This window comes from Mesorhizobium sp. P2_C7, from assembly GCF_056404515.1.
Window position 1 is genome coordinate 74,945 of record NZ_JBFUDW010000013.1, and the last position, 21,481, is coordinate 96,425.

At 63.4% G+C, this 21,481-nt stretch carries 25 protein-coding genes; 9 read left to right on the forward strand and 16 right to left on the reverse strand.

Annotated features, from left to right (window positions below; genetic code table 11):
* Positions 1–31: 31 nt before the first annotated feature.
* Both AC1D2G_RS24680 and AC1D2G_RS24685 read right to left on the reverse strand, forming a co-directional pair.
* On the reverse strand, positions 32–265 hold the full coding sequence (locus AC1D2G_RS24680) for a hypothetical protein (RefSeq protein WP_457150457.1): 234 nt from the start codon (positions 263–265) through the stop codon (positions 32–34).
* Between the two features lie 77 nt (positions 266–342).
* Positions 343–864 (reverse strand): winged helix-turn-helix transcriptional regulator, encoded by a 522-nt coding sequence (locus AC1D2G_RS24685; RefSeq protein WP_477417248.1) that lies wholly within the window; start codon positions 862–864, stop codon positions 343–345.
* Positions 865–963: 99 nt separating this feature from the next.
* Between AC1D2G_RS24685 and AC1D2G_RS24690 the strand changes: the two genes are divergently transcribed.
* The 4 genes from AC1D2G_RS24690 (at position 964) to AC1D2G_RS24705 (ending at position 3,429) form a co-directional block, all read left to right on the forward strand.
* On the forward strand, positions 964–1,824 hold the full coding sequence (locus tag AC1D2G_RS24690; protein WP_477417250.1) for an alpha/beta fold hydrolase: 861 nt from the start codon (positions 964–966) through the stop codon (positions 1,822–1,824).
* 122 nt (positions 1,825–1,946) lie between these two features.
* Positions 1,947–2,603 carry a glutathione S-transferase family protein gene (locus AC1D2G_RS24695; RefSeq protein WP_477417252.1) on the forward strand — a complete coding sequence of 219 codons (657 nt, stop codon included), beginning with the start codon at positions 1,947–1,949 and terminating at the stop codon, positions 2,601–2,603.
* A gap of 5 nt (positions 2,604–2,608) precedes the next feature.
* Entirely contained in the window at positions 2,609–2,953 is a 345-nt protein-coding gene (locus AC1D2G_RS24700) for an ArsR/SmtB family transcription factor (protein ID WP_477417254.1), read from the forward strand.
* An 11-nt stretch (positions 2,954–2,964) separates the two neighbouring features.
* Positions 2,965–3,429: an SRPBCC family protein gene (locus AC1D2G_RS24705; RefSeq protein WP_477417256.1), complete on the forward strand. Its 465-nt coding sequence runs from the start codon at positions 2,965–2,967 to the stop codon at positions 3,427–3,429.
* 27 nt (positions 3,430–3,456) lie between these two features.
* Here AC1D2G_RS24705 and AC1D2G_RS24710 read toward each other — a convergent pair whose 3' ends face one another.
* From AC1D2G_RS24710 to AC1D2G_RS24720, 3 genes are all read right to left on the reverse strand, one after another.
* Positions 3,457–3,720 (reverse strand): ArsR/SmtB family transcription factor, encoded by a 264-nt coding sequence (locus AC1D2G_RS24710; protein WP_095089373.1) that lies wholly within the window; start codon positions 3,718–3,720, stop codon positions 3,457–3,459.
* Positions 3,721–3,752: 32 nt separating this feature from the next.
* Positions 3,753–5,000, reverse strand: a complete 1,248-nt coding sequence (locus AC1D2G_RS24715) for an MFS transporter (protein ID WP_477417258.1) — start codon at positions 4,998–5,000, stop codon at positions 3,753–3,755.
* An 86-nt stretch (positions 5,001–5,086) separates the two neighbouring features.
* Positions 5,087–5,281 carry a DUF1192 domain-containing protein gene (locus AC1D2G_RS24720; protein WP_477417260.1) on the reverse strand — a complete coding sequence of 65 codons (195 nt, stop codon included), beginning with the start codon at positions 5,279–5,281 and terminating at the stop codon, positions 5,087–5,089.
* Positions 5,282–5,393: 112 nt separating this feature from the next.
* Here AC1D2G_RS24720 and AC1D2G_RS24725 point away from each other — a divergent pair, with 112 nt between their 5' ends.
* From AC1D2G_RS24725 to AC1D2G_RS24735, 3 genes are all read left to right on the forward strand, one after another.
* Complete coding sequence (locus AC1D2G_RS24725) at positions 5,394–6,404, forward strand: NAD(P)H-quinone oxidoreductase (RefSeq protein WP_477299943.1); 1,011 nt, start codon at positions 5,394–5,396, stop codon at positions 6,402–6,404.
* 203 nt (positions 6,405–6,607) lie between these two features.
* Positions 6,608–6,748: a DUF1127 domain-containing protein gene (locus tag AC1D2G_RS24730; protein WP_095089369.1), complete on the forward strand. Its 141-nt coding sequence runs from the start codon at positions 6,608–6,610 to the stop codon at positions 6,746–6,748.
* Positions 6,749–7,094: 346 nt separating this feature from the next.
* On the forward strand, positions 7,095–7,787 hold the full coding sequence (locus AC1D2G_RS24735) for a DUF1013 domain-containing protein (RefSeq protein ID WP_095089368.1): 693 nt from the start codon (positions 7,095–7,097) through the stop codon (positions 7,785–7,787).
* Positions 7,788–7,931: 144 nt separating this feature from the next.
* On the opposite strand, the gene AC1D2G_RS24740 is transcribed toward AC1D2G_RS24735, so the two are convergent.
* From AC1D2G_RS24740 to AC1D2G_RS24755, 4 genes are all read right to left on the reverse strand, one after another.
* Positions 7,932–8,651: a helix-turn-helix transcriptional regulator gene (locus AC1D2G_RS24740; protein ID WP_091578656.1), complete on the reverse strand. Its 720-nt coding sequence runs from the start codon at positions 8,649–8,651 to the stop codon at positions 7,932–7,934.
* Between the two features lie 70 nt (positions 8,652–8,721).
* Positions 8,722–9,132 carry a hypothetical protein gene (locus AC1D2G_RS24745; RefSeq protein ID WP_477417262.1) on the reverse strand — a complete coding sequence of 137 codons (411 nt, stop codon included), beginning with the start codon at positions 9,130–9,132 and terminating at the stop codon, positions 8,722–8,724.
* Positions 9,133–9,290: 158 nt separating this feature from the next.
* Entirely contained in the window at positions 9,291–9,881 is a 591-nt protein-coding gene (locus AC1D2G_RS24750; RefSeq protein WP_477417264.1) for a DJ-1/PfpI family protein, read from the reverse strand.
* Positions 9,882–9,964: 83 nt separating this feature from the next.
* Positions 9,965–10,132 (reverse strand): hypothetical protein, encoded by a 168-nt coding sequence (locus AC1D2G_RS24755; protein ID WP_457150466.1) that lies wholly within the window; start codon positions 10,130–10,132, stop codon positions 9,965–9,967.
* A gap of 310 nt (positions 10,133–10,442) precedes the next feature.
* Here AC1D2G_RS24755 and AC1D2G_RS24760 point away from each other — a divergent pair, with 310 nt between their 5' ends.
* Together AC1D2G_RS24760 and AC1D2G_RS24765 are read left to right on the forward strand one after the other, a co-directional pair.
* Positions 10,443–11,390, forward strand: coding sequence for a ring-cleaving dioxygenase (locus AC1D2G_RS24760; RefSeq protein WP_477417266.1), 948 nt, complete (start codon positions 10,443–10,445; stop codon positions 11,388–11,390).
* A gap of 114 nt (positions 11,391–11,504) precedes the next feature.
* A complete protein-coding gene (locus tag AC1D2G_RS24765; RefSeq protein ID WP_477417268.1) occupies positions 11,505–11,666 on the forward strand; it encodes a hypothetical protein in 162 nt (53 codons plus the stop codon).
* 130 nt (positions 11,667–11,796) lie between these two features.
* Here AC1D2G_RS24765 and AC1D2G_RS24770 read toward each other — a convergent pair whose 3' ends face one another.
* From AC1D2G_RS24770 to tkt, 7 genes are all read right to left on the reverse strand, one after another.
* A complete protein-coding gene (locus AC1D2G_RS24770) occupies positions 11,797–12,513 on the reverse strand; it encodes an SGNH/GDSL hydrolase family protein (RefSeq protein ID WP_477417270.1) in 717 nt (238 codons plus the stop codon).
* A 9-nt stretch (positions 12,514–12,522) separates the two neighbouring features.
* Entirely contained in the window at positions 12,523–13,308 is a 786-nt protein-coding gene (locus tag AC1D2G_RS24775) for a DUF899 domain-containing protein (RefSeq protein ID WP_477417272.1), read from the reverse strand.
* A gap of 233 nt (positions 13,309–13,541) precedes the next feature.
* Positions 13,542–14,567 carry a class I fructose-bisphosphate aldolase gene (locus AC1D2G_RS24780; protein WP_457150470.1) on the reverse strand — a complete coding sequence of 342 codons (1,026 nt, stop codon included), beginning with the start codon at positions 14,565–14,567 and terminating at the stop codon, positions 13,542–13,544.
* A 186-nt stretch (positions 14,568–14,753) separates the two neighbouring features.
* Positions 14,754–15,950, reverse strand: coding sequence for a phosphoglycerate kinase (locus tag AC1D2G_RS24785; RefSeq protein WP_477417274.1), 1,197 nt, complete (start codon positions 15,948–15,950; stop codon positions 14,754–14,756).
* A 143-nt stretch (positions 15,951–16,093) separates the two neighbouring features.
* Complete coding sequence (locus AC1D2G_RS24790) at positions 16,094–17,983, reverse strand: potassium/proton antiporter (RefSeq protein WP_477417276.1); 1,890 nt, start codon at positions 17,981–17,983, stop codon at positions 16,094–16,096.
* 216 nt (positions 17,984–18,199) lie between these two features.
* Positions 18,200–19,210, reverse strand: coding sequence for a type I glyceraldehyde-3-phosphate dehydrogenase (gap, locus tag AC1D2G_RS24795; protein ID WP_095089351.1), 1,011 nt, complete (start codon positions 19,208–19,210; stop codon positions 18,200–18,202).
* Between the two features lie 211 nt (positions 19,211–19,421).
* On the reverse strand, positions 19,422–21,413 hold the full coding sequence (tkt, locus tag AC1D2G_RS24800; protein WP_477417278.1) for a transketolase: 1,992 nt from the start codon (positions 21,411–21,413) through the stop codon (positions 19,422–19,424).
* Positions 21,414–21,481 lie beyond the last annotated feature (68 nt).

The following is a 21,481-nucleotide window of genomic DNA, read 5'->3' on the forward strand; positions in this document are numbered from 1 at the left end:
GACCGGCAGTCGATCGTGCCGGCCGGCAGCGCTATTTTTTTTTGGCGCGGGCAGGCTTCTTGGCGGGTGCCACCGGTGCGTTGGCAAGGTCTTCCGCTTCCTTGGCGAGACGCAGCGCCCGCAGCTTGTTGGTCTTGGCCTGGCGGGCGTCGCTCTCGGCGACGTATTCGGCCATCGCCTTCTGGCGGACGGTTGCCGCCTCTTCCTGCTTCTTGAAACGCAGGTCAGCACGCGCGCGGGCAGCATCCCGAGAGTTCTCAACCAAGACCCTATCCAATCCCGTGAATTGTGGTTTTCCGCCCCTTCTAGCAGAGCCGGGCCTCAAACGGGAAAATATGTTGGTCAAGCGGCCGGGCTGGCGCCGGGGGCCTTGCTGGCGACCACGGCTTCATAGGCGGCCTGCAAGGTCGCACGGACAGAAGGGCCTGCCGATGTATCGAGCGGCATGCCGAGATGCTCGTGGCGCAACTCGTCCATGAACTTGTCCCACATCGGCGGCCCGCCCTTCTCCAGAAGCTCGGCGCGGATCGAGAGTTCCGCGCTGACCGGCAACCAGACGCGGCCCCAGGCGCCGAGGTGGGCCAGGATCGGCACGAGGGTGATCGCCATCTCGGTCAGGCTGTAGATCGCCTTCTGCTTGTGGCTGGGATCGTCGGCCTTGGTCAGCATGCCCAGTCCCATCAGCCGCTTCAGCCGGTCGGCGAGGATGTTGGAGGCAATGCCCTCCATCGATCCGTTGAGCAGCTCGCGAAAGTGGCGCCTGCCGCCAAAAACCATGTCGCGAAGGATGATCAGGCTCCAGCGGTCGCCGAACACTTCGAGCGACAGGTTGATCGGGCATCCGGACCGGCGATCCATGCTCATGAGATTTTCTCCGCCAAACCGGTTGCATTATCGTATCAGTTTTATTATCGTGCAACCGATTGCAAAACGCAATCAGTATTGCTGAGGAGAGACCGAGCCATGACAACCATCGAGCGCCCCGAGATCGTATCCGAGGCCTTTGGCGATCCGGCAAACCCGCCGCTGTTGCTGATCATGGGATCGATGGCCTCAATGCTCTGGTGGCCGGACGCGCTGTGCCGGAAACTGGCCGATGGCGGCCTGTTTGTCATCCGCTATGACAATCGCGATACCGGCCGTTCGACCAAATATCCGCCGGGCGAGCCACCCTACACATTCGACGACATGGCTGACGACGCGATGCGCGTTCTCGACGACCACGGCGTCGGCAAGGCGCATGTCGTCGGCATGTCCATGGGCGGCATGATCGCCCGGCTCGTGGCGCTCAAGCACCCGTCCCGTGTCGCTTCGCTGACCGTGATCAGCAGCTCGCCCCTGGGGATCGACACATCGCATCTGCCACAAACGAGCGATGCCTATATCAAGCATTCGGCCGACGGCGCGAAAGTCGATTGGTCGGACCGTGGCCAGGTGGTCGATTTCATGGTCAAGGATACGCGGGCGATCGCAAGCACCGTACATCCATTCGATGAGACCGGGATGCGGGCCTTCATCGAACAGGATTACGATCGATCCGGCGGTTTGCTGAGCGCGACCAACCACTTCATGGTCAAGGGCGGCGAGGCATGGAAGGGTCGCCTGCGCGAGATGACGGCGCCGCTGCTGGTCATCCATGGCACCACCGATCCGATTTTCCCGGTCGAGCACGGCGAAGCACTGACCGAGACCGTCGCCGGTGCGAAAATCCTTCGGATCGAAGGTGGTGGCCACGAGTTGCACCCAGACGACTGGACGGTGATGGTCGCCGCCATCGTCGACCAAGCCCAAGCCCAAGCCCAAGCCCAAGCCCAAGCCCATTGAGCCATCCTGTGCGGGCCTTGACGAGCAAGGCTCGCCGCAATAGTTAAGTAAATGCTTCAGTGTTAATCCTGCAAGCAGCATGGCACCGACCACCGGCGCATCTCGAAACAGACGAGCAAAATATGTCCCTGACGCTTCATTTCCATCCACTGGCCTCCTTCTGCTGGAAACCGCTGATCGCGCTGTATGAGAACGGCATACCGTTCGCGCCGGTTGTCGTCGATCTCGGCGACACCGAGTCGCGCGCGGCCTTCCTGAAGATTTCGCCGACCGGCAAGATGCCGGCCCTGCGCGACGATGCGCGCGACCGCACGGTGCTGGAATCGACCATCGTCGTCGAGTACCTGGCCGCCCACTATCCGGGGCCGGTCGACCTCGTTCCGGCCGACATCGACCTGGCGCTGGCGGTCCGGCAGTCCGATCGTTTCTATGATTTCTACGTGCAGGAACCGATGCAGAAGATCGTCGGCGACCGGTTGCGGCCGCAGGACAAGACCGATCCGTTCGGCGTCGAGCAGGCCCGCGCCCAGCTGCGCAATTCCTACGCCATCGTCGAAGAGGACATGCAGACGAAGACCTGGGCGGTGGGCGACGCCTTCAGCATGGCCGATTGCTCGGCGTCTCCCGCACTCTTCTACGCCAACAAGGTCGAGCCGTTCGGCGACAAATACCCGGCCGTCAAGCGATACCATGACCGCCTGGTGCAGCGCTCCGCTTTCGCCCGCGTGATCGAGGAGGCGCAGCCCTACTTCAAGTTCTTTCCCTACAACAACGGCTGATCGCAATGCTGCACGATCCTGCCCAGCTCGATCTGATGTTCCAGGCGCTCGCCGATCCGGCGCGGCGGCAGATGGTCGACCGGCTGTCGCGTGGCCCGGCTTCGGTCAGCCAGTTGGCCGAGCCGCTGGCGATGTCGCTGTCGGCCGTCGTCCAGCATCTGAACCTTTTGGAGGCAAGCGGCCTCGTGCGCACGCAGAAGGTCGGTCGGGTGCGCACCTGCCAGATCGAACCCAAGGCACTGAGAGCAGCCGAACACTGGATCAATGAACGGCGTCTCGTCTGGGAGCGCCGGCTGGACCGGCTCGGCGATTTTCTGGCTGAGACCGGCGATGACTTCGAAGGAAACTGAAGGAACCCATCATGACCGAACGTTCCGTCGTCCATTCCACCTTCGTCATCGAGCGCAGCTACCCAGCGTCGCCCGCAAAAGTCTACTTTGCGCTGAGCAATCCGGCGGCCAAGCGGCGCTGGTTCGCCGATCCGCACGATCCGATGCCCAGCAGGCATGAAATGGATTTCCGTATCGGCGGCAAGGAGGTCAATGCCGGCTGTCCGAGCGATGGCCAGATGCATTTTTTCAACGCTGTCTATCAAGACATCGTGCCGGACCAGCGCATCGTCTACAGCTATGAGTTGTTGTTCGGCGAAACCCGTGTCTCGGTATCGCTGGCCACGATCGAGCTGCTTGCCGAGGGCTATGGCACGCGGCTTGTGATGACGGAACAGGGCGCCTTCCTCGACGGCCATGATACGTCGGCCACACGCGAGCATGGCACAGGCGAACTGCTCGATGCGCTCGGCGCATTCTTGCGCGAGGAAGCGTGAACTGCGCGGTAAGTGTTGCCGATACCGTCAGGCTTCCCAGAACTGATCGAGCCAGATGTTGAGTTTGAGGAAGCCGGGATTGCTCACCGTATAGACGCGTCTGGTGCCTTCGGCCTTGGCGTTGACCAGCCCGGCATCGAGCAGCACTTTCAAATGTTGCGAAACGGCCGGGCGCGATACAGGCAAACCCGCGGCCAACTCGTTGACGGTTTTCGGGCCGCGGCGAAGTTCTTCCAGAAGATGGCGCCGGTTGGGATCGGCAATCGCCATGAAGGCGTCGGAAAACATCATGCCTTTATTAGTGAGGCAAAGCCTTTCGAATCTCAACTGTCTGCTTCTGCTTTTCTTCTGGGATCAAGCCGCAATGCTTCCGGCGTGACCGACCGGTCGGCCGGTTGCGTCTTGAAGGCGTCACGATCTTCGATCGGCACCGGAGCACGGCGGCTGATGCGCAGCAACGTATAGCCCGCCAGGCAGACATGCGCGAAAGCGGTCGCCAGGAACAGGCCTTCCGGGCGCGTCCAGCCCATCAAGGCGGCTGCCAGCAGAGGTCCGATCATCGTGCCGAAGCCGTAGAGCAGAAGCAGGCCGCCCGACACCTTGACGAAATCCTCGGCGCGGGCGTGGTCGTTGGCATGCGCCACCGCGATCGAATAGAGCGTGTAGGCGAAGCCGCCATAGGCGGCGGTGAAGACGATGACGAAGACGCTGGAGCGTGGCTCGAACAGGAAGATGGCAAGCGCAACCAAGGCCGCGCCGAAGGCAGCACCTGCCAGCACGAAACGCCGGTCGGTCTTGTCCGAGAGGCGCCCGGCAGGAAGCTGCAAGGCGGCACCGGCAACGACCACCAGGCTCATCATCAGGGCGATCTCGGCCGTGGGAATGCGGATGCGGGCGCCATAGACGGCGCCAAGCGTGCCCCAGGCGCCGTTGGCGATGCCGATCAGGACGCAAGCGACAGCCGACACCGGCGAATTGGCATAAAGGCCTTTGACGTCGAGCGAGACATCCTGCAGCGGCTTGGGGTGAGAAGCGGTCGAAACCGCGGTCGGGAGCAGTGACAGGCAAAACAGAATGCCGGTGATCATGAACAGGGAGGCCGACTTCACGTCGCCGCCAGCGACGATCATCTGTCCGCCCATGATCGAGGCATAGGTGACCATCATATAGAGGCCGAAGATAGTGCCGCGGTTCTCGTTGGTGGCCTTTTCGTTCAGCCAGCTTTCGATGACCATGAAGGCACCGGCCATGGTGAAGCCGGTGAAGGCGCGCAGCAGGATCCAGACATACTCGTCGATGATCAATCCGGTGAGCAGCGCCACGATGGCGCCCGATGCGGCAAAGGCGCCGAAGGCGCGCACATGCCCGGCACGGCGCACGATGCGCGGTGCAAAGAAACAGCCGGTGACGAAACCGCCGGCCCAGGCCGTGCCCATCAGGCCGAGCGATGCGGTCGAGAAGCCTTCCAACTGACCGCGGAGCGGCAACAGCAGCCCGTGCAATCCAGACGCCGCGAGCAGGAAGGCGGTGCCGCGAAGCAGCGAGAGGATCGGTCGGTAGGTTGCGAACATTGTTTGATCCGGCTCGGGTTGGCGGGGACGCTGGGTCTGAAGACAGTCGCATTCGGGCTTTTCGGCGGCGGGCCCTGCGCCAGCCTCTATCCGCGGCGGAACAGTGCTTCGGCAGCCGATTTGGTGCTGTCCTTGGCCTGGAGTTCGTTTTCCAGGCGGGTGATCTCATCGTGCAGGATACCGATCCGCTCGGTCAATTCACCGACCGAAAGCAGCGACAGGTCCTGCCCGATCTCGTGCGGGCGCGCCTTCTTCTTGGGTTCGTCGTCGAAGATCGCCATCGTCGCTCCTCCCACATTGGCCATTTGCCTGATTTGGCAATCAGCATACATAGGGCAGGGGCGTCGATGCAAACAGCCGGTCGGATAGCGGCGAGGAAAGACGGGAAATCACATGGCGAGCGGACAGAAAATTCCGGCAAGAATGACGGCCATCGCGATCTCGGTGCCGGGCGGCCCCCGGGTGCTGAAACCCGAAACGCGCGACGTGCCGCAGCCGGGCCCCGGCGAGATCCTGATCAAGGTGCACGCCGCCGGCGTGAACCGGCCCGACATCCAGCAGCGCAAGGGCGCCTACCCGCCGCCGGCCGGCGCGTCCGACCTGCCCGGCCTCGAGGTGTCTGGCGAAGTGGCGGCCCTTGGCGATGACATTTCGCGCTGGCGCATCGGCGACCGCGTCTGCGCGCTCACACCCGGCGGAGGCTATGCCGAATATGTCAAGGTTCACGCCGGCAGTGTGCTGCCGCTGCCGGCCGGCTTTACCCACACCGAAGCCGCAGCGGTGCCGGAGAACTACTTCACCGTCTGGCACAACGTGTTCGAGCGCGGCGGCCTGAAGAGCGGCGAGACACTGCTCGTCCATGGCGGCTCGTCCGGCATCGGCACCACAGCGATCCAGCTTGGCTCGGCTTTCGGCGCTAATGTCATCACCACCGCCGGCAGCAAGGAGAAGTGCGACGCCTGCCTGAAGCTCGGCGCCGACCGGGCGATCAACTATCGCGAGGAGGATTTCGTCGCTGCGGTCAAGGAGGCGACCGCTGGCAAAGGCGCCAATGTCATCCTCGACATGGTCGGCGGTGACTATGTGGCGCGCAACTACGAGGCCGCGGCGATTGAGGGTCGCATTGTGCAGATTGCCGTGCAGGGCGGCGCCGTGGCGAGCGCCGACTTCTCGAAGATCATGGTCAAGCGGCTGACCCATACGGGGTCGACGCTGAGGCCGCGCACCGTCGAATTCAAGGCGGCGATCGCGGCAGCGCTGGAGGCGCAGGTGTGGCCGTTGCTCGGCACGCGCAAGGTCGCTCCCGTGATGGACATGATCTTCCCGCTCAGCGAGGCCTGGCGGGCGCATGAGCGGATGGAGGAGGGCGAGCACATCGGCAAGATCGTGCTCGACGTCGGCTAGGCCGCATCGAGTTCAGCTGCTGCGGGACTGACCTGAACCTCGACACATCCTGATCGTGCGCCTCGCTGCCTACAAGATGAACAGAGGCTTAATGGTGCAATGCAGCATTTGCATCATTGCTATGCAAAAACGGCCGTTCAAGTCCTGATCGATGATGACTATTTGAGCATCACCGAAACGAACAACCCATTTGGAGGACTACCATGAACCCGATCCGCGCTTTCCGTAACTGGCGTAGGTACACCGAGACTGTGCGCGAACTGAACAGTCTCAACGCACGTCAGCTCAACGATCTCGGCATCAACCGCGCCGACATCGAAAAGATCGCCCGCAAGGCCATCTAAAGCCGAGCACGGTCCGCGCAGGCGGACGGTGCCGTAGAAGCCAGAGCCGCATCAGACGGATCCCGTCGCGGTTCCGAGCCCGCTGGACCCAGTCCGGCGGGTTTTGTCGTTCTGGGGGTCGGCCGACGAGGCCGGTCGACCGCGGCCTCCGTCGGCAAAGCCAGTTTGTCGCTGCTCAAGAGCGCGAAGCCGTTCCAGTGGTCGCGGGCCACGGTTTCTGGCCGATGACATCCAAAAACATTGCGAAGCGGCGACGGAGCGGCTATACAGGCCGCGAATTTCCCATTTTGGTGGCTCTAAACCACCGCCCGCGCGGGAACGCGGGCGAACGAGAAGGATTTTTAGAATGGCCAATACGCTGCTGATGCCCAAGGCGACTGCCGTCTGGCTGGTCGACAACACCGCGCTTTCTTTCGAGCAGATCGCGCAGTTCTGCGGGCTGCATCCGCTCGAGGTCAAGGCGATCGCCGACGGCGAATCGGCGCAAGGCATCAAGGGCATGGATCCGATCATGACCGGCCAGTTGACCCGCGACGAGATCGCGCGCGCCGAAAAGGATCCGAACCAGCGCCTGAAGCTTTCGGACCCCAAGGTGCGGGTGCCGGAATCCAAGCGCAAGGGTCCGCGCTACACGCCTCTGTCTAAGCGCCAGGACCGGCCGAATGCCATTTTGTGGCTGGTGCGCAACCATCCCGAACTGAAAGATGCGCAGATCTCCCGCCTCGTCGGCACCACCAAGTCGACGATCGAGCAGATCCGCGAGCGCAAGCACTGGAACTCGGCCAATCTGCAGCCGATGGACCCGGTGACGCTGGGTCTCGCCTCGCAGATCGACCTCGACATGGAAGTCAACCGCGCTTCGCGTGGCCGCGAACAGGCGCAGCCGGTCGGCGACACGCTTTTGCCAGCGGCCTTGACCGAGCGGCTGGTGCCGGCTCCGGAGAAGCCGAAGGACGAGGACGCCGAGCTCGACGCCAACGCCGTTTTCGCCAAGCTCTCGGCCCTGAAGTCGAAGAACACGGACAACGACGACGAGTGATATTTCCGACACCAACAAAAAGCCCGCTTCGAGCGGGCTTTTTTTGTGCGGTCCGGCAATCCCTTTTTACTTTGACGCAATTCCCCAAGGGAAACCGCTACGCGCTTTCCCGGGAAAACCGTTCACCCATTTCCTGGAGTTGCTCTAGGTCCGCGCCGCGCGGTCCGGCGCCATGCCGTAATCCTCGCTGCGCTCCACTGCCCGATAGAAGTCGGCAAGCTGCTTGCCGCGTTCCGGCTTGAAGATGCGGCCGGCGATGACCACCGAAGCGATGCGATCGATGCGGAAGGCGCGAAAGTCGTCACGCATCTCGCACCAGGCGACCAGCGTCCACACCTTGCCCCAGAACCACAGGCCGAGCGGACGGATATCGCGGGCAGTGCCGCGGCCGGCCTCGTCGCTATAGTCGATGGTCAGCACCTGGCGCTTTTCGACCGCGCGCTCGATCAAGTCGATCGCTTCGCGGGCGGCGTCGCTGACCACCCACATCGGCGTGTGGATCTCGGTGCGGGCGATCCGGTCCTTCTCGGCATCCGGCAGCACCGCACCGATCTTGACCAGCGCCTCATCGGCAGCGCGCGCCATGGCGGCGCCGCCAAAGGCGCGCACCATGCGGGCGCCGGCAACCAGCGCGACGATCTCGTCACGCGTGAACATCAGCGGCGGAAGGTCGAAACCCTCCCTCATCATGTAGCCAACCCCAGCCTCGCCGTCGATCGGCACTCCGGTCGACTGCAGGTCGGCGATATCGCGGTAGATGGTTCGCTCGGAAACCTCGAGCCATGTGCCGAGCTTCTGGGCGGTGACCAGACGGCCACCGCGCAGATGCTGCACGATCTGGAAGAGCCTGTCGGCGCGGCGCATCGTTTGGTCCCTCGGCGTTGTTTCTATGCATGTCGCCCAAAACCGCAGAACAGTTTTGGGGCGGCATGCATCATGGTTTCAGCCCTTCGCGCTTGCGCTGCGCGGCGACGAATGCCGCGCCGAAGGACAGTTTTCTCGTGGTCGGCGTGTTCGAGTCGAGCACGCGCCAGAACGGCGCAATATCGCTCAGTGTCATGCCGCGCTCGAGATCCTCGTTGGCGGCCTCGGCAACAGTGCGCAGATGATAGCCGATGGTGACCGGGCATGTCACTTCGGCGCCGTGCTCGATGGCAAGCGCCGTGCGCAGGGCGCGGACATCCATCTCGACGCCTTCCGGGATCGAGCGGATGAAATCATCGACCTGGCGTGCAGTCGGCACCAGCATGGGCTGGCCCTCGATGACATCGGCCATCTTGCGCGGCGTCGGCTTCACGCCGTTGATACCGGGCGTATTCAGCCTGTCGTTCCAGCTCTTCACCATTCCGCGAGGCCCTTCCCGTAGAAGGCTCCCGTCCTGTCCATGTCAGTGACGGGAATCTGGAACCAGGCCGAGGCTTTTGCAGCAATGGAAGCCATGCGTTTCTCCCGAAGTGAGTTTGCTCGCGACACCTATTGCACGTCTATCCTGACAGCATACTGTCAGGAGGCTTCAGCATACTCCTTGGCGAACAGCGTCCGCATCTGCGCGAGATCGCTGCTTCTTTCCGGATAGAGCGTCTTCAGAAAGGCGAGCGCGAATGTGCCCGGCGCCGAGCCCGGCGCGGAAACCACAGCGCCGTCGGCAACGGCATGCGGCACGTCCTGATAGTTGCCGTCGCCGGGATAGCCGGCTTCATGACTGTTGATCCAATCGCGGCCATTGCTGGTGTGCCTGGCCTTCTCGAACAGGCCAGCTCGGGCCAGCGCCAACGTGCCGGCGCAGACACCGCCAACGACGCCGCCGCGCGACGCAACAGCGGTGAGCAGTTCTGCCGCATCCGGTGGCGCCTTGCCTGTCCACTGGTCGGAGCCGATGACGACGATGGCGTCGAGATCGGCATTCTCCCCAGCTTCAGCAGAGCGATCTGGCGTCAACCGAAAACCGCTGATCCCGGTCACTGGCTTGCCACCAGGCGTCAGCGACACGGCGCGCGCACCGAACCATTCGACCGCCGAGGCCGCCAGCAGCCCATATTCCCAGTCGGCAAAGCCGTCGATGAAAAGAAAGCCGATCTGCTTCTGTTTGGGCATGAGCTCGCTCCTCCCTTGCGCGCCGGACTTATTATCTGGGCCTTGGGGCGCCCACATCCAACCGCTGTGTCGAAAAATTCGTCTCAATTGCCGCGGTAGCGACGTTCGGCATACATGTCCGGCCAGCCGATATCCTTGCGAATGTCCGCCGGCAGCGAGTTCATGAACCGCTGGGTGCGGATCTCGTTGCGCATCGTCCGTATCTTGCCGACATAGTGCTGCACGCCGCGCAGAAGGGTGGAACCGTTCATAGCTAGTCTCCTCTCTTTAACTGGAGGCAGTATCGCATACCCCTCCTGACAGCAGTCTGTCAGGAGGGTGGCAGGGCGCGGACGATAGTTGTGATCGCAGTGTACCCCGAGAGAAGACATCGTTTTTTCTGCATCAAGTCGAGGCACCGCAGCCCGCTTGCCGGCCAGGATTGTTCACCGAGCGGATATCGATCTAGGGTCCATTGTTCAATCCTGAGCGACGGACTGTCAGGATACGCGGTCTTCAGCGACGTGGCCGAAGTTCTGATATGGAGGGAGAAAATTATTCTCCAAAAACAGGGAGACGACCATGAGCCTGCAACTGACAGGAATCCACCATCTGACGGCAATCACCGCCAATGCGCCTGGAAATCTTCATTTCTACACAAAGGTGCTGGGCTTGCGGCTGGTCAAGAAGACGGTGAACCAGGACGACACCTCGGCTTACCACCTCTTCTATGCCGACGGCGAAGCGACAYCGGGCACCGATCTTACCTTCTTCGACTGGCCGGTTGGCCAGGAGCGGCGCGGCACCCATAGCATCGTGCGGACCAGCCTCAGGGTCGGCAGCCAGGAAAGCCTTGCCTGGTGGAAGCAGCACCTGACCAGCGAAAACATCGCGACGAGCGAGATCGTCGATATCGGCGGCTACCGCAGTCTGGATTTCGAAGATCCTGAGGGCCAGCGTCTGCGCCTCATCAGCGATGACAGCAAGGGCGACAGCCACCCCTGGGCGCACAGCCTGGTGCCGGCCGAGCATCAGATTCGCGGGCTCGGGCCGATCATCATCAGCGTTCCCGACATCACCAACACCGAGGCGGTGGTGACGCAAGTGATGAACATGCGCAAGGCCCGCGACTATGCCTCGCCCGAAGGCCAGGTTCACGTCTTCGAAATGGGCGAGGGCGGACCGGCGGCGGAGCTTCATGTCCTGGTGCAGCCTGGACTGGCGCCGGCAAGGCAAGGCGCCGGTGCGGTCCATCACGTCGCCTTCAGGGCGCCGGACCAGGAGACGCTGCATCAATGGACGGCGCGGCTGGCCGAATTCCGGCTGCCATCGAGCGGCGAAGTCGAGCGCTATTACTTCCGTTCGCTCTATTTCCGCGAGCCGAACGGCATCCTGTTCGAGATCGCCACCGATGGGCCGGGATTCACCGCCGACGAGCCGCTGGAGACGCTGGGTGAAAAGCTGGCCTTGCCGCCATTCCTCGAACCGAAGCGCGCTTCGATCGAGGCCGGCCTCAAGCCGCTGAAGTAGATCGTTCCTCAGTCAAGGCGGGCGCCGCGTTCCGGCTCGGGATCGCGGCGCCCATTCTTCGCGGGCAACGACGACGTGCTTTGACAGCCGGTCGCGTTGCTGGTCAAAGGCGGCATGTCGAAACTCCTCGCGCTCGTCATTGTTGGCATGATGGTCATCCAGCTGATCAAGCCGCTCGGCTGGCCGGGGCTGAAGCGGCGCAGCGACTTCTGGAAGCTGGCGCTGTTGGCGATGGCGGCGATTTCGATAACAGCCGTGCTCGGACACTGGACATAGAGCGGTTCATCGTTTCACGGGAACGCGGAACCGCTCTATCTCTTTGTTCTGACGCAATTCCGGACGGAAAACCGTTTCACACTTTTCCTGGAATTGCTTTAGGCCCGCGTCAAGCAAGCCCGACCTCGGTTCAGCTGGCCAGCACCAGGCCAACGAGATGCTCAGCCCAGGCCCGGTAGCCGGCTTCCGAGGCATGAAATCCGTCGGAGGCAAAACCCTCTTCAGGATTTGTGATCGGCAGGCGCGGCGCCGGCATCGCGCCGCGTTCCAGGCAAAGGCGTTCGCCCATCCGGTTCATCTCGGTGGCGCGGATCTCCAGGATCTTGCCGAGCATCGACGGCATGGCCGGAGCCCGCGTGAACTCCAGAACCGGCGACCACACCACACGCGCTTCCGGCCATTTGGCGCGCAGCGCATAGAGCAAGCCGCCGAACTCCTTCTTGAAGCGCGGCACCGAGTGAAAATTCTTGGTGTCGTTGGTGCCGATGGCGAGCACGATATGCGTCCACGGATCAGCCGACAGATTGGGCAGGACATGGTCGCGGATCTGGCCCGACGTTGCCGAATTGAAGCCGGCCGCCCGCCAGCGCACGGCGCGGCCGGTGTTCTGCGCAATCAGCACGGCGAGTTGCGCGGCAAGCCCGTTCTCCGAATTGCCGATGCCAACCGAAGCGGCCGAGGAATCCCCCAGCACCAGAAGCGAGATTGGCGGCGCCTTGCCCTGGATATCGTGCATGACAGGACCCTGCGCCGGCAGCATGCGCGTGGTACGGCGGCGCACGCCGAGGCCTTGCCAGACATAGACCGGGTAGGCGAGCCAGGTGAGAAGGGCGAGAGGGCGCTGCATGCGCACCCTTTAGCGCATGTTGCGCCCGAGGTGAACGACCGGCTCGCCGACACGCTGATCGCAACAGGTCTCCTGCTCTCCAGACCGGTCGCCATATTCATCGTGCAGCCGCACCCAGTCCATCAGGCCATGATAGGGGCCGGTCTCGTTGCGGCCCTTCGGCGTCATGTCGAGATAATCATATGTGCCGATCAGCGCCTCGCCGCCGCGGGCGCGCGACATGAAGGTGAGAAAGATGTCGCCGTTCTCGTCTCGGTAGAAAACGCTGGTGCCGGGAAGCTCCTTCGACGTCCGGGGAATGGTCTCGAAATTGTAAGTGGTGTCGCCAGCCGCGATCTGCTTGTCGGTGAAGGAGACCTGCATGTCGAAGTTGAAATCCGAGGCGTAGGACGACACCCAGTCGAACTTCCAGCCCATGCGCTGCTTGTAGGGCAGCAATTCGGCCAGCGGCGCCCGCGAGATCACGACCAGCGACACGTCGTGATGCCTGAGATGCTGGTTGGCGCCGTCGATATGGTCGGCAAGGAACGAGCAACCCTCGCAATGATGGTTGCACCCCGGCCCGAACATGAAGTGGTAGACGATCAACTGGCTGTTGCCGGCAAACAGGTCCGCCAAATTCCTCGGCCCTTGCCCGGTCTCGAAGACATAATCCTTCCGGATCTTCAGCCAGGGCAGTTCACGCCGTTCGGCGGCAATGCGCTCGCGAAGCTTGGTGAGTTGTTTCTCGCGCGCCAGATGCGCCTTGTGCGCCTGGAACCAGTCTTCGCGCGAAACGACCTTGTTGCGGTTCATGAACCTCTCCCTGTCTGTCATCCCAAGGACGTTCGGGACGGGCGAAAACCGACATCGCCGGTTGTTTGTTTTTGAGCATGATCTTGCGAAACTGGATTCCAGTTTCGGGATCACGCTCCAGCGCCGGAGAGGAAGTAGGGATGCAGGCGCGCCGTCCCAAGCCCAGGCAAGCCACAAACAAAAAACCCGGGCGCAGCCGCCCGGGTTCGAAGGAAGACGGAAAAAGGCCCCGATCAGGCGGCCTGTTCCAGGCTCGCCTTCCATTTCCCAAGCGCGGCCAGATGGTTCATGTGAGCACGGTGGGTGAAGGCGGCCTGGCCGGCGGCGACGTTCGAGGCCTTGCCGCTCCAGGCTTTCTGCGGCGCGGCCTGCAGGGCGCGGCCATAGGAGAAGGTCAGCTTCCACGGGTGCGGCCCGATGGCGTTGATGGCGTTGAGGTTGGCGGTCGCTTCCTCGTCCTCCTGGCCGCCGGAGAGGAAGGCGATGCCAGGCACCGCGGCCGGCACGGTCTCGCGGAACAGCTTTATGGTCATTTCGGCGACTTCTTCAGGGCTGCTCACCTTGCCCGATTTCCTACCGGCCAGCACCATGTTGGGCTTCAGGATGGTGCCCTCCAACACGACGCGTGCCGCATGAAGCTCGTCATAGAGCTTGATCAGCGTCGCCTTCGAAATCGCATAGCAGGTGTCGATGTCGTGGGCGCCGTCCATCAGCACTTCCGGCTCCACGATCGGCACGATGCCGGCTTCCTGGCAAAGTGCTGCATAGCGGGCGAGCGCATGGGCGTTCGAGCTGATCGAATTGGCCGAAGGCACGCCCTTGCCGGTGTCGATGTCGATCACCGCGCGCCATTTGGCGAAGCGGGCGCCGAGCTTGTAGTAGTCGGCAAGGCGCTCACGCAGCCCATCGAGGCCCTCAGTGACGGTGTCGCCGGGGAAACCAGCCAGAGGCTTGGCGCCGGCATCGACCTTGATGCCGGGGATGGCGCCGGCCGCCTTGATGATATCGACCAGCGGCGTGCCGTCGGCGGCCTTCTGGCGGATCGTCTCGTCGTAGAGGATGACGCCGGAAATATACCGGGTCATCGCCTCCCTGGCGCGGAACATCATCTCGCGGTAGTCGCGACGGCTGTCGGCGGTCGATTCGACGCCGATGACGTCGAAACGCTTCTTGATGGTGCCGGAACTTTCGTCGGCGGCCAGCAAGCCCTTGCCATCGGCCACGATCGCGGCGGCAATGTCTTCGAGACGTTCGCTCATTCTGCTTCTCCTGAAACGGTTGTCTTCCGCGCTTAACGGAAGTCTACCGCCAAAGGAATGGCATCGGAAAGCTCGAATCGATTGAAAGTCTTGAGAGCCCTTGCCCGCTCTCTTTGTGTTGATCGAGGCGTTCGGTTTAGCCGCATTTCCGCGGCGCCAGGCGTTTCCGCCTGGCTGAAGAATGCATTAGTGCTTCAGCACGTCGACGCCGGGCAGCGGCTTGCCCTCCATCCATTCCAGGAAAGCGCCGCCGGCGGTCGAGACATAGGTGAAGTCGTCGGCGACGCCGGCATGGTTGAGCGCCGCCACCGTGTCGCCGCCGCCGGCGACCGAGACCAGCTTGCCGGCCTTGGTGCGCGCCGCCGCGTGCTTCGCCGCCGCCACCGTCGCATGGTCGAAGGGCGCGATCTCGAAAGCGCCGAGCGGGCCATTCCAGACCAGCGTTGCGGCGCGGTCGATCCATTCGCCAATGGTCGTTACGGTTTTGGCGCCGACATCGAGGATCATGCCGTCGGCCGGCACCTCCGAGATGGCGACGGTCTCGCAGGCCGCCCCGGCCTTGAATTCCTTCGCGACGACGCCGTCGACCGGCAGGATGATGGCGCAGCCGGCCTCGGCCGCTTCGATCATGATCTGCTTGGCGGTGTTGGCGAGATCATGCTCGCACAGCGATTTGCCGACATCGGTGCCGCGCGCGGCAAGGAAGGTGTTGGCCATGCCGCCACCGATGACCAGCGCGTCGACCTTCTTCACCAGATTCATCAACAGGTCGATCTTGGTCGAGACCTTGGCGCCGCCGACAATGGCAACCACCGGGCGGACCGGATTTCCCAGACCCCTCTCCAGCGCCTCAAGCTCGGCCTGCATGGTGCGGCCGGCGAAGGCCGGCAACAGACGCGCCAGCCCCTCCGTTGAGGCGTGGGCGCGGTGCGCCGCGGAAAAGGCGTCGTTGACGAAGATGTCGCCGCTGGCGGCGAGCCTTTCGGTGAAGGCCGGGTCGTTTTTCTCCTCGGCCTTGTAGAAGCGGGTGTTTTCGAGCAGCAGCACGTCGCCCTTGTCCATGGCGGCGATGGCGCTTCCCGCCGTGTCGCCGACGCAATCGCTGGCGAAGCCGACGGGGCGGCCAAGCACATCGGCCGTCGCCCTGGCGATCGGCTCAAGCGAGAATTCGGGCGAGGGGCCATCCTTGGGCCGGCCGAAATGGGCGAGCAGGATCACCTTGGCGCCCTTGGCGGACAGCTCGGCGATGGTCGGCGCGATGCGTTCGATGCGGGTGGCGTCGGTGACCTTGCCGTCGGCGACAGGCACGTTGAGGTCGACGCGCACCAGCACGCGCTTGCCGCTGATGTTGCCGATGTCGTCGAGGGTCTTGAAGGCGGCCATGCAGGTTCCTTTCGCAAAAAATCGGGGGACCATACCCCGCGCCAACGATGATGCAAGGCTTAGGCTGGGTTCGATACGAAATTTTGAAGGCGGTACCAGGGCCGTGCCGGCAGCGGGTGAGGGGCAGCGCAGCGATCGCCGTGTCAGCTCTCGGTCGCAGCCTTCTCCGCTGCCGGTTCCGGCGCCGGCTTCTCGCCCGCCCGCGCCTCGGCCAATTGCGTCTCGGTCGGTTTGCGCCAGTTGCGGATAAAGGCAGAGAGCCGGTCGCCGATTTCGCCGGCGCTCAGGAAAACCGGCACCCGCGCCACCGGTGCGGTCGGCTCGAAGGAAAGGCCGAGGCCCATGATCTTGCCCTTATCGTCGACGTCGCGGACGATCAGCTCGATCGGACCGAGCAGTACACGGTCGGCATATTCGGCATGGCCGCCGAGCCGCCCAGTGACCAGCGCGCCGACGGTGAGCTTTTGCTCCGCTTCAGTCAGACCGGGCGCATAGGCGGCCTCCAGTTCGGCGGCGGAGCGCGCGGGGTCCACGGCGAAGGCGCCGAAGAAATCCGCATCCTCGGGATCGACCACCGCGCGGCTGGCGAACAGCTTGTCGAGCAGGCGAGGATAGCGATCCGGCACGAAAATATAGACCTGGTCGCCGGCGGCGAGCCTGCCCATGTCCTGGAAGCGCATCGAGCGCCCGTCGCGCAGCACCAGCGAGGGCCGCGCCCAGCGCGGAATGCGCTCACCGCGCGCCACGGGACTGCCGTGTGCAACGCGATAGGCAAGAAGCTCATGATGGGCCGAGCCCGGCAATTCCAGCTCAACCTTGTCCAGCGGGCCGAGCCGCGCCGGCACGATCAAGCCCAGGCGGCGCGCCAGTGGCCCGACCGTCCAACCCTGGATGACCAGCGACACCAGCACGATGATGAAGGCGGTGTTGAAGATGATACGGCCGTTTTCCAACCCGCCGAGCAGCGGGGTGATGGCGAGCAGGATCGACACCGCGCCACGCAGGCCGACCCAGGAGACGAAGGCGACTTCGGGACGCGGCAATCGGAACGGGATCAGGCAGAGCCAGACCGCGATCGGGCGGGCGACAAACATCAGGAACAGGCCGAGCGCTATCGCCGGCACCATGATCGCGGGAAATTGCGATGGCGTCGCGAACAGGCCGAGGATCAGGAACATGATGATCTGCGCCAGCCACGACATACCGTCCTGGAAGCGTTTCAGAATGGTGACGGCGCGGATGTCGGAATTACCGGCGATCAGGCCGGCAATATAGACCGCCAGGAAGCCCGAGCCGCCGATGGCGCCGGCGGCGGCAAAGATCATCAGCGACAGGGTCAGCACGAAGATCGGCAGCAAGCCGTGATCGAGATTGAGCCGGTCGACGAGGCGCACGATGGCAAGGCCGCCAAGCGCGCCGACGACGGCGCCGAGGCCCATGTTGAGCAGGAAGCCTAAGACCAGGCTGGTGACCAGCACATTGGCCTCGGGGTTGGCGTGGGCGGCGATGATTTCGACCAGCGTGATGGTGAGGAAGATGGCGATCGGGTCGTTGGTGCCGGATTCCACCTCGAGCGTGGAACGCACGCGCTCGCGCAGATTGATCTCGCCGGCGCGCAGCAGGAAGAACACCGCCGCGGCATCGGTGGAGGCGACGGCGGCGCCGAGCAGGAAAGATTCGAGCCAGGTGAGGTCGAGCAGGTAGTGGGCGGCGGCGCCAAACAGGCCGGTGGTGAGAAGCACGCCGAAGGTCGCCAGAGACAGCGCCGGTCCCGCCGCCTGCCGTAAGGCGTTGAGCGGGGTGCCGAAACCGGAATCGAACAGGATGACGGCCAGCGCCAGTGAGCCGGCAAAATAGGCGATGCGGGCGTTGTCGAACTCGATGCCGAGCCCGTCGGTGCCGGTGGCCAACCCGATGCAGAGAAAGAGAAGCAGAAGCGGGGCGCCGAAGCGGAAGGCGATCAGGCTCGAAAACGCGGCGGCGACGACAAGTGCTGTGCCGACCAGCGTGACGAGATAGATCGCATGCTCCATCCTGAAATCAGCCCCTCAAATTCGTCTGTCTCCTGGTTTACGGCAGAGTGGGGCGAAGACGTGACCAGTGCAAGGCGGCGGGGTGGTTTTTTGCCCTATGCCGCTGATTTTCGAGCGCTTTGGCGCTCAGGGCACGATTTGAGAAGGCGCACGGCGCTCGCATGAAAAACGCCCGGACAAGCCGGGCGTTTCAGGTCTCGAAAGAAGGCGTTGCGATCAGGCGATGGTCTTGCTGAAGGCGACCGCCGTGTCGGCCATGCGGTTGGAGAAGCCCCATTCATTGTCGTACCAGGACAGCACCGAAACGAAGTTGCCGTCCATGACCTTGGTCTGGTCGAGCGCCATGATCGAGGAGCGCGGATCGTGGTTGAAGTCGATCGAGACGTTCGGGTGATGGGTGACGCCGAGAATGCCCTTCAGCTTGCCGTTGGACGCAGCGATGACCGCATCGTTGATCTCCTGGACGGTGGTCGGCCGCTTGGCGATGAACTTGAAATCGACGACCGAGACGTTCGGGGTCGGCACGCGGATCGAGATGCCGTCGAGCTTGCCCTTGAGGTCGGGCAAGACGAGGCCGATCGCCTTGGCGGCACCGGTCGAGGTCGGGATCTGCGACAGAGCGGCGGCGCGGGCGCGGTAGAGATCCTTGTGCATGGTGTCCAGCGTCGGCTGGTCGCCGGTGTAGGAATGGATCGTCGTCATCATGCCCTTTTCGATGCCGACCGTCTCGTGCAGCACGGCGGCCAGCGGCGCCAGGCAGTTGGTGGTGCACGACGCGTTCGAGATGACGATGTGGTCCTTGGTCAGCTTGTCGTGGTTGATGCCGTAGACGACGGTGAGGTCGGCGCCTTCGGCCGGCGCCGAGACCAGCACGCGCTTGGCGCCGGCGGTCAGGTGCGCTGCGGCCTTGTCACGAGCGGTGAAGATGCCGGTGCATTCGAGCGCGATGTCGACGCCCAGTTCCTTCCACGGCAGTTGCGTCGGATCCTTGATCGCGGTGACCTTGAACTTTTCCTTGCCGACGGTGATCTGGTCGCCGGAGACCGAAACCTCGTGCGGGAAGCGGCCATGCACGCTGTCGAAGCGCAGGAGATGGGCATTGGTCTCGACCGGGCCGAGATCGTTGACGGCGACGACGTCGATGTCCTTGCGGCCTGATTCATGGATGGCGCGCAGGATGTTGCGGCCGATGCGGCCGAATCCGTTGATGGCAACTCTGACGGTCATTTTTCTCTCCCGGGGAGCTGGAGGGCAGACGATGGGTCCGCAGCTTCATAGCGGCGGAAGCGGAAAGAATCCAGCCGCAGCGACATGGATTTAAATCGATTAGGTTGGGCCAGTCCGGCGAAATCGCTTTGTGCGTTTCGCCGGAGCACTTTTTGCTTCAGTCTGTCGTTGTCCAAAACCGCGATACGCTTTTGGGCGACATGCAAGACACTTACTTGCCGTGCAAGCGGGCTTCCGCTGCCTTGGCGGCGGCATCGGCGGTGATGCCGAAATGCGGATAAAGCTGTTCGATTGTGCCGCTGGCGCCGAAGCCGGTCATGCCGATGAAGATGCCGTCGGAGCCGATGAGATGATCCCAGCCCTGGCGGATGCCGGCTTCGATCGCCATCTTGATGGGCGCGCTGCCGATCGTCTTCTTGCGGTAGTCGTCGCTCTGCTTGTCGAACAATTCGAAGCAAGGCATCGACACGACGCGGGTCGGATGACCATGCTTTTCCAGCAACTCGCGGGCGGCGAGCGCAATCTCGACCTCGGAGCCGGTGGCGAAGATCGTCACCGCGGCCTCCCCGCTGGCTGCGGCCAGTTCGTAGCCGCCCTGGCTGCTCAGGTTCTTGGCCGAGAATTCGGTGCGCACCGTCGGCAGGTTCTGGCGGGTCAGCGCCAAAGTCGAAGGCGTCTTTTCCGACTCGAGAGCGATCTGCCAGCATTCGGCGGTTTCCACCGCATCGGCCGGACGGAAGACATTGTGGTTGGGAATGGCGCGCAGTGCCGCCAGATGCTCGACCGGCTGATGGGTCGGGCCGTCTTCGCCCAGACCGATGGAATCATGGGTCATGACGAAGATCGAACGGATGCCCATCAGCGAGGCCAGCCGCATCGACGGACGGGCATAATCGGAGAAGCACATGAAGGTGCCGCCATAGGCGATCAGGCCGCCATGCAGCGTCAAGCCGTTGAGTGCGGCGGCCATGCCATGCTCGCGGATGCCGTAATGGACATAGCGCTGGCCATAGTCGTCCGGCGTGATGTTCTTGGTCTGGCTGGTCTTGGTGTTGTTGGAGCCGGTCAGGTCGGCGGAGCCGCCGATGGTCTCAGGCACGGCGCCGTTGATGACTTCCAACGCCATCTCGGACGATTTGCGGGTGGCGACCTTCGGCTTGTCGGCCGAGAGCTTCTTCTTGTAGTCGGCAATGACGGCGTCGAAGTTGGACGGCAGCTTGCCGGCGATACGACGCTCGAACTCAGCCTTCAACTGCGCTTCGGCCTTGGCAAGGCGGCCTTCCCAGTCGGTGCGTGCCTTGACGCCGGCCTTGCCGGCGGTGCGCCAGGCATCGAGGATATCGGCCGGAATCTCGAAGGGCGGCGAATCCCAGTTGAAGAACTTACGCGCGCCGGCAATCTCGTCGGCGCCGAGCGGCGAGCCGTGTGCCTTGTTGGTGCCGGCCTTGGTCGGCGCACCGAAGCCGATGGTCGTCTTGCAGGCGATCATCGTCGGCTTGTCGGAATGGCGGGCGGCTTCGATGGCATAGGCGATCGCTTCCGGATCCGTGCCGTCGATGTGGCTGGCGTTCCAGCCGGACGCCTGGAAGCGGGCGACCTGGTCGGTGTTGTCGGCGAGCGACACCGGGCCATCGATCGAGATGTTGTTGTTGTCCCAGAAGACGATCAGCTTGTTGAGCTTGAGGTGCCCGGCAAGTGCGATGGCCTCCTGGCTGACGCCTTCCATCAGGCAGCCGTCGCCGGCCAGCACGTAGGTGTAGTGATTAACGAGGTCGCTGCCGAAGGCCGCGTTCATGATGCGCTCGCCGAGCGCGAAGCCGAGCGAATTGGCGAGGCCCTGGCCGAGCGGGCCGGTCGTCGTCTCGATGCCGGTGGCGTGACCATATTCAGGGTGGCCGGCGGTCTTCGAGCCCAACTGGCGGAAATGCTTGATCTGGTCGATGGTCATGTCTTCATAGCCGGTCAGATGCAGCAGCGAATAGAGCAGCATCGAGCCGTGACCGGCCGAGAGGATGAAGCGGTCGCGATCGGGCCAGTGCGGGGCCTTGGGATCATATTTCAGGAAGCGTGTGAACAGCACCGTGGCGATGTCGGCGCAGCCCATGGGCAGACCGGGATGGCCGGACTGAGCCTTCTCGACGGCGTCCATGGAGAGAAAGCGGATCGCATTGGCCATCCGGTCATGTTGTTCACGCGACGTCATGGTTCCTCCAAAAATGGGGGTTTGGGGGCTGGGGAGAGCCCTGGAAAAGGGTGCGCGACACATAGCAG

Bases quoted from the DNA above. Each gene is read 5' to 3' on its own strand.
- AC1D2G_RS24755 (WP_457150466.1), bottom strand. From the start codon at position 10,132: ATGAACGGTTCCACCCTTCTGCGCGGCGTGCAGCACTATGTCGGCAAG.
- AC1D2G_RS24775 (WP_477417272.1), bottom strand. From the start codon at position 13,308: ATGAACCGCAACAAGGTCGTTTCGCGCGAAGACTGGTTCCAGGCGCAC.
- AC1D2G_RS24770 (WP_477417270.1), bottom strand. From the start codon at position 12,513: ATGCAGCGCCCTCTCGCCCTTCTCACCTGGCTCGCCTACCCGGTCTAT.
- AC1D2G_RS24710 (WP_095089373.1), bottom strand. From the start codon at position 3,720: ATGATGTTTTCCGACGCCTTCATGGCGATTGCCGATCCCAACCGGCGC.
- AC1D2G_RS24780 (WP_457150470.1), bottom strand. From the start codon at position 14,567: ATGAGCGAACGTCTCGAAGACATTGCCGCCGCGATCGTGGCCGATGGC.
- AC1D2G_RS24720 (WP_477417260.1), bottom strand. From the start codon at position 5,281: ATGGCGATCTTCGACGACGAACCCAAGAAGAAGGCGCGCCCGCACGAG.
- AC1D2G_RS24685 (WP_477417248.1), bottom strand. From the start codon at position 864: ATGAGCATGGATCGCCGGTCCGGATGCCCGATCAACCTGTCGCTCGAA.
- AC1D2G_RS24690 (WP_477417250.1), top strand. From the start codon at position 964: ATGACAACCATCGAGCGCCCCGAGATCGTATCCGAGGCCTTTGGCGAT.
- tkt (WP_477417278.1), bottom strand. From the start codon at position 21,413: ATGACGTCGCGTGAACAACATGACCGGATGGCCAATGCGATCCGCTTT.
- AC1D2G_RS24750 (WP_477417264.1), bottom strand. From the start codon at position 9,881: ATGCCCAAACAGAAGCAGATCGGCTTTCTTTTCATCGACGGCTTTGCC.
- AC1D2G_RS24725 (WP_477299943.1), top strand. From the start codon at position 5,394: ATGGCGAGCGGACAGAAAATTCCGGCAAGAATGACGGCCATCGCGATC.
- AC1D2G_RS24745 (WP_477417262.1), bottom strand. From the start codon at position 9,132: ATGGTGAAGAGCTGGAACGACAGGCTGAATACGCCCGGTATCAACGGC.
- AC1D2G_RS24700 (WP_477417254.1), top strand. From the start codon at position 2,609: ATGCTGCACGATCCTGCCCAGCTCGATCTGATGTTCCAGGCGCTCGCC.
- AC1D2G_RS24715 (WP_477417258.1), bottom strand. From the start codon at position 5,000: ATGTTCGCAACCTACCGACCGATCCTCTCGCTGCTTCGCGGCACCGCC.
- AC1D2G_RS24740 (WP_091578656.1), bottom strand. From the start codon at position 8,651: ATGCGCCGCGCCGACAGGCTCTTCCAGATCGTGCAGCATCTGCGCGGT.
- AC1D2G_RS24735 (WP_095089368.1), top strand. From the start codon at position 7,095: ATGGCCAATACGCTGCTGATGCCCAAGGCGACTGCCGTCTGGCTGGTC.
- gap (WP_095089351.1), bottom strand. From the start codon at position 19,210: ATGACCGTCAGAGTTGCCATCAACGGATTCGGCCGCATCGGCCGCAAC.
- AC1D2G_RS24765 (WP_477417268.1), top strand. From the start codon at position 11,505: ATGTCGAAACTCCTCGCGCTCGTCATTGTTGGCATGATGGTCATCCAG.
- AC1D2G_RS24730 (WP_095089369.1), top strand. From the start codon at position 6,608: ATGAACCCGATCCGCGCTTTCCGTAACTGGCGTAGGTACACCGAGACT.
- AC1D2G_RS24790 (WP_477417276.1), bottom strand. From the start codon at position 17,983: ATGGAGCATGCGATCTATCTCGTCACGCTGGTCGGCACAGCACTTGTC.
- AC1D2G_RS24705 (WP_477417256.1), top strand. From the start codon at position 2,965: ATGACCGAACGTTCCGTCGTCCATTCCACCTTCGTCATCGAGCGCAGC.
- AC1D2G_RS24695 (WP_477417252.1), top strand. From the start codon at position 1,947: ATGTCCCTGACGCTTCATTTCCATCCACTGGCCTCCTTCTGCTGGAAA.
- AC1D2G_RS24785 (WP_477417274.1), bottom strand. From the start codon at position 15,950: ATGGCCGCCTTCAAGACCCTCGACGACATCGGCAACATCAGCGGCAAG.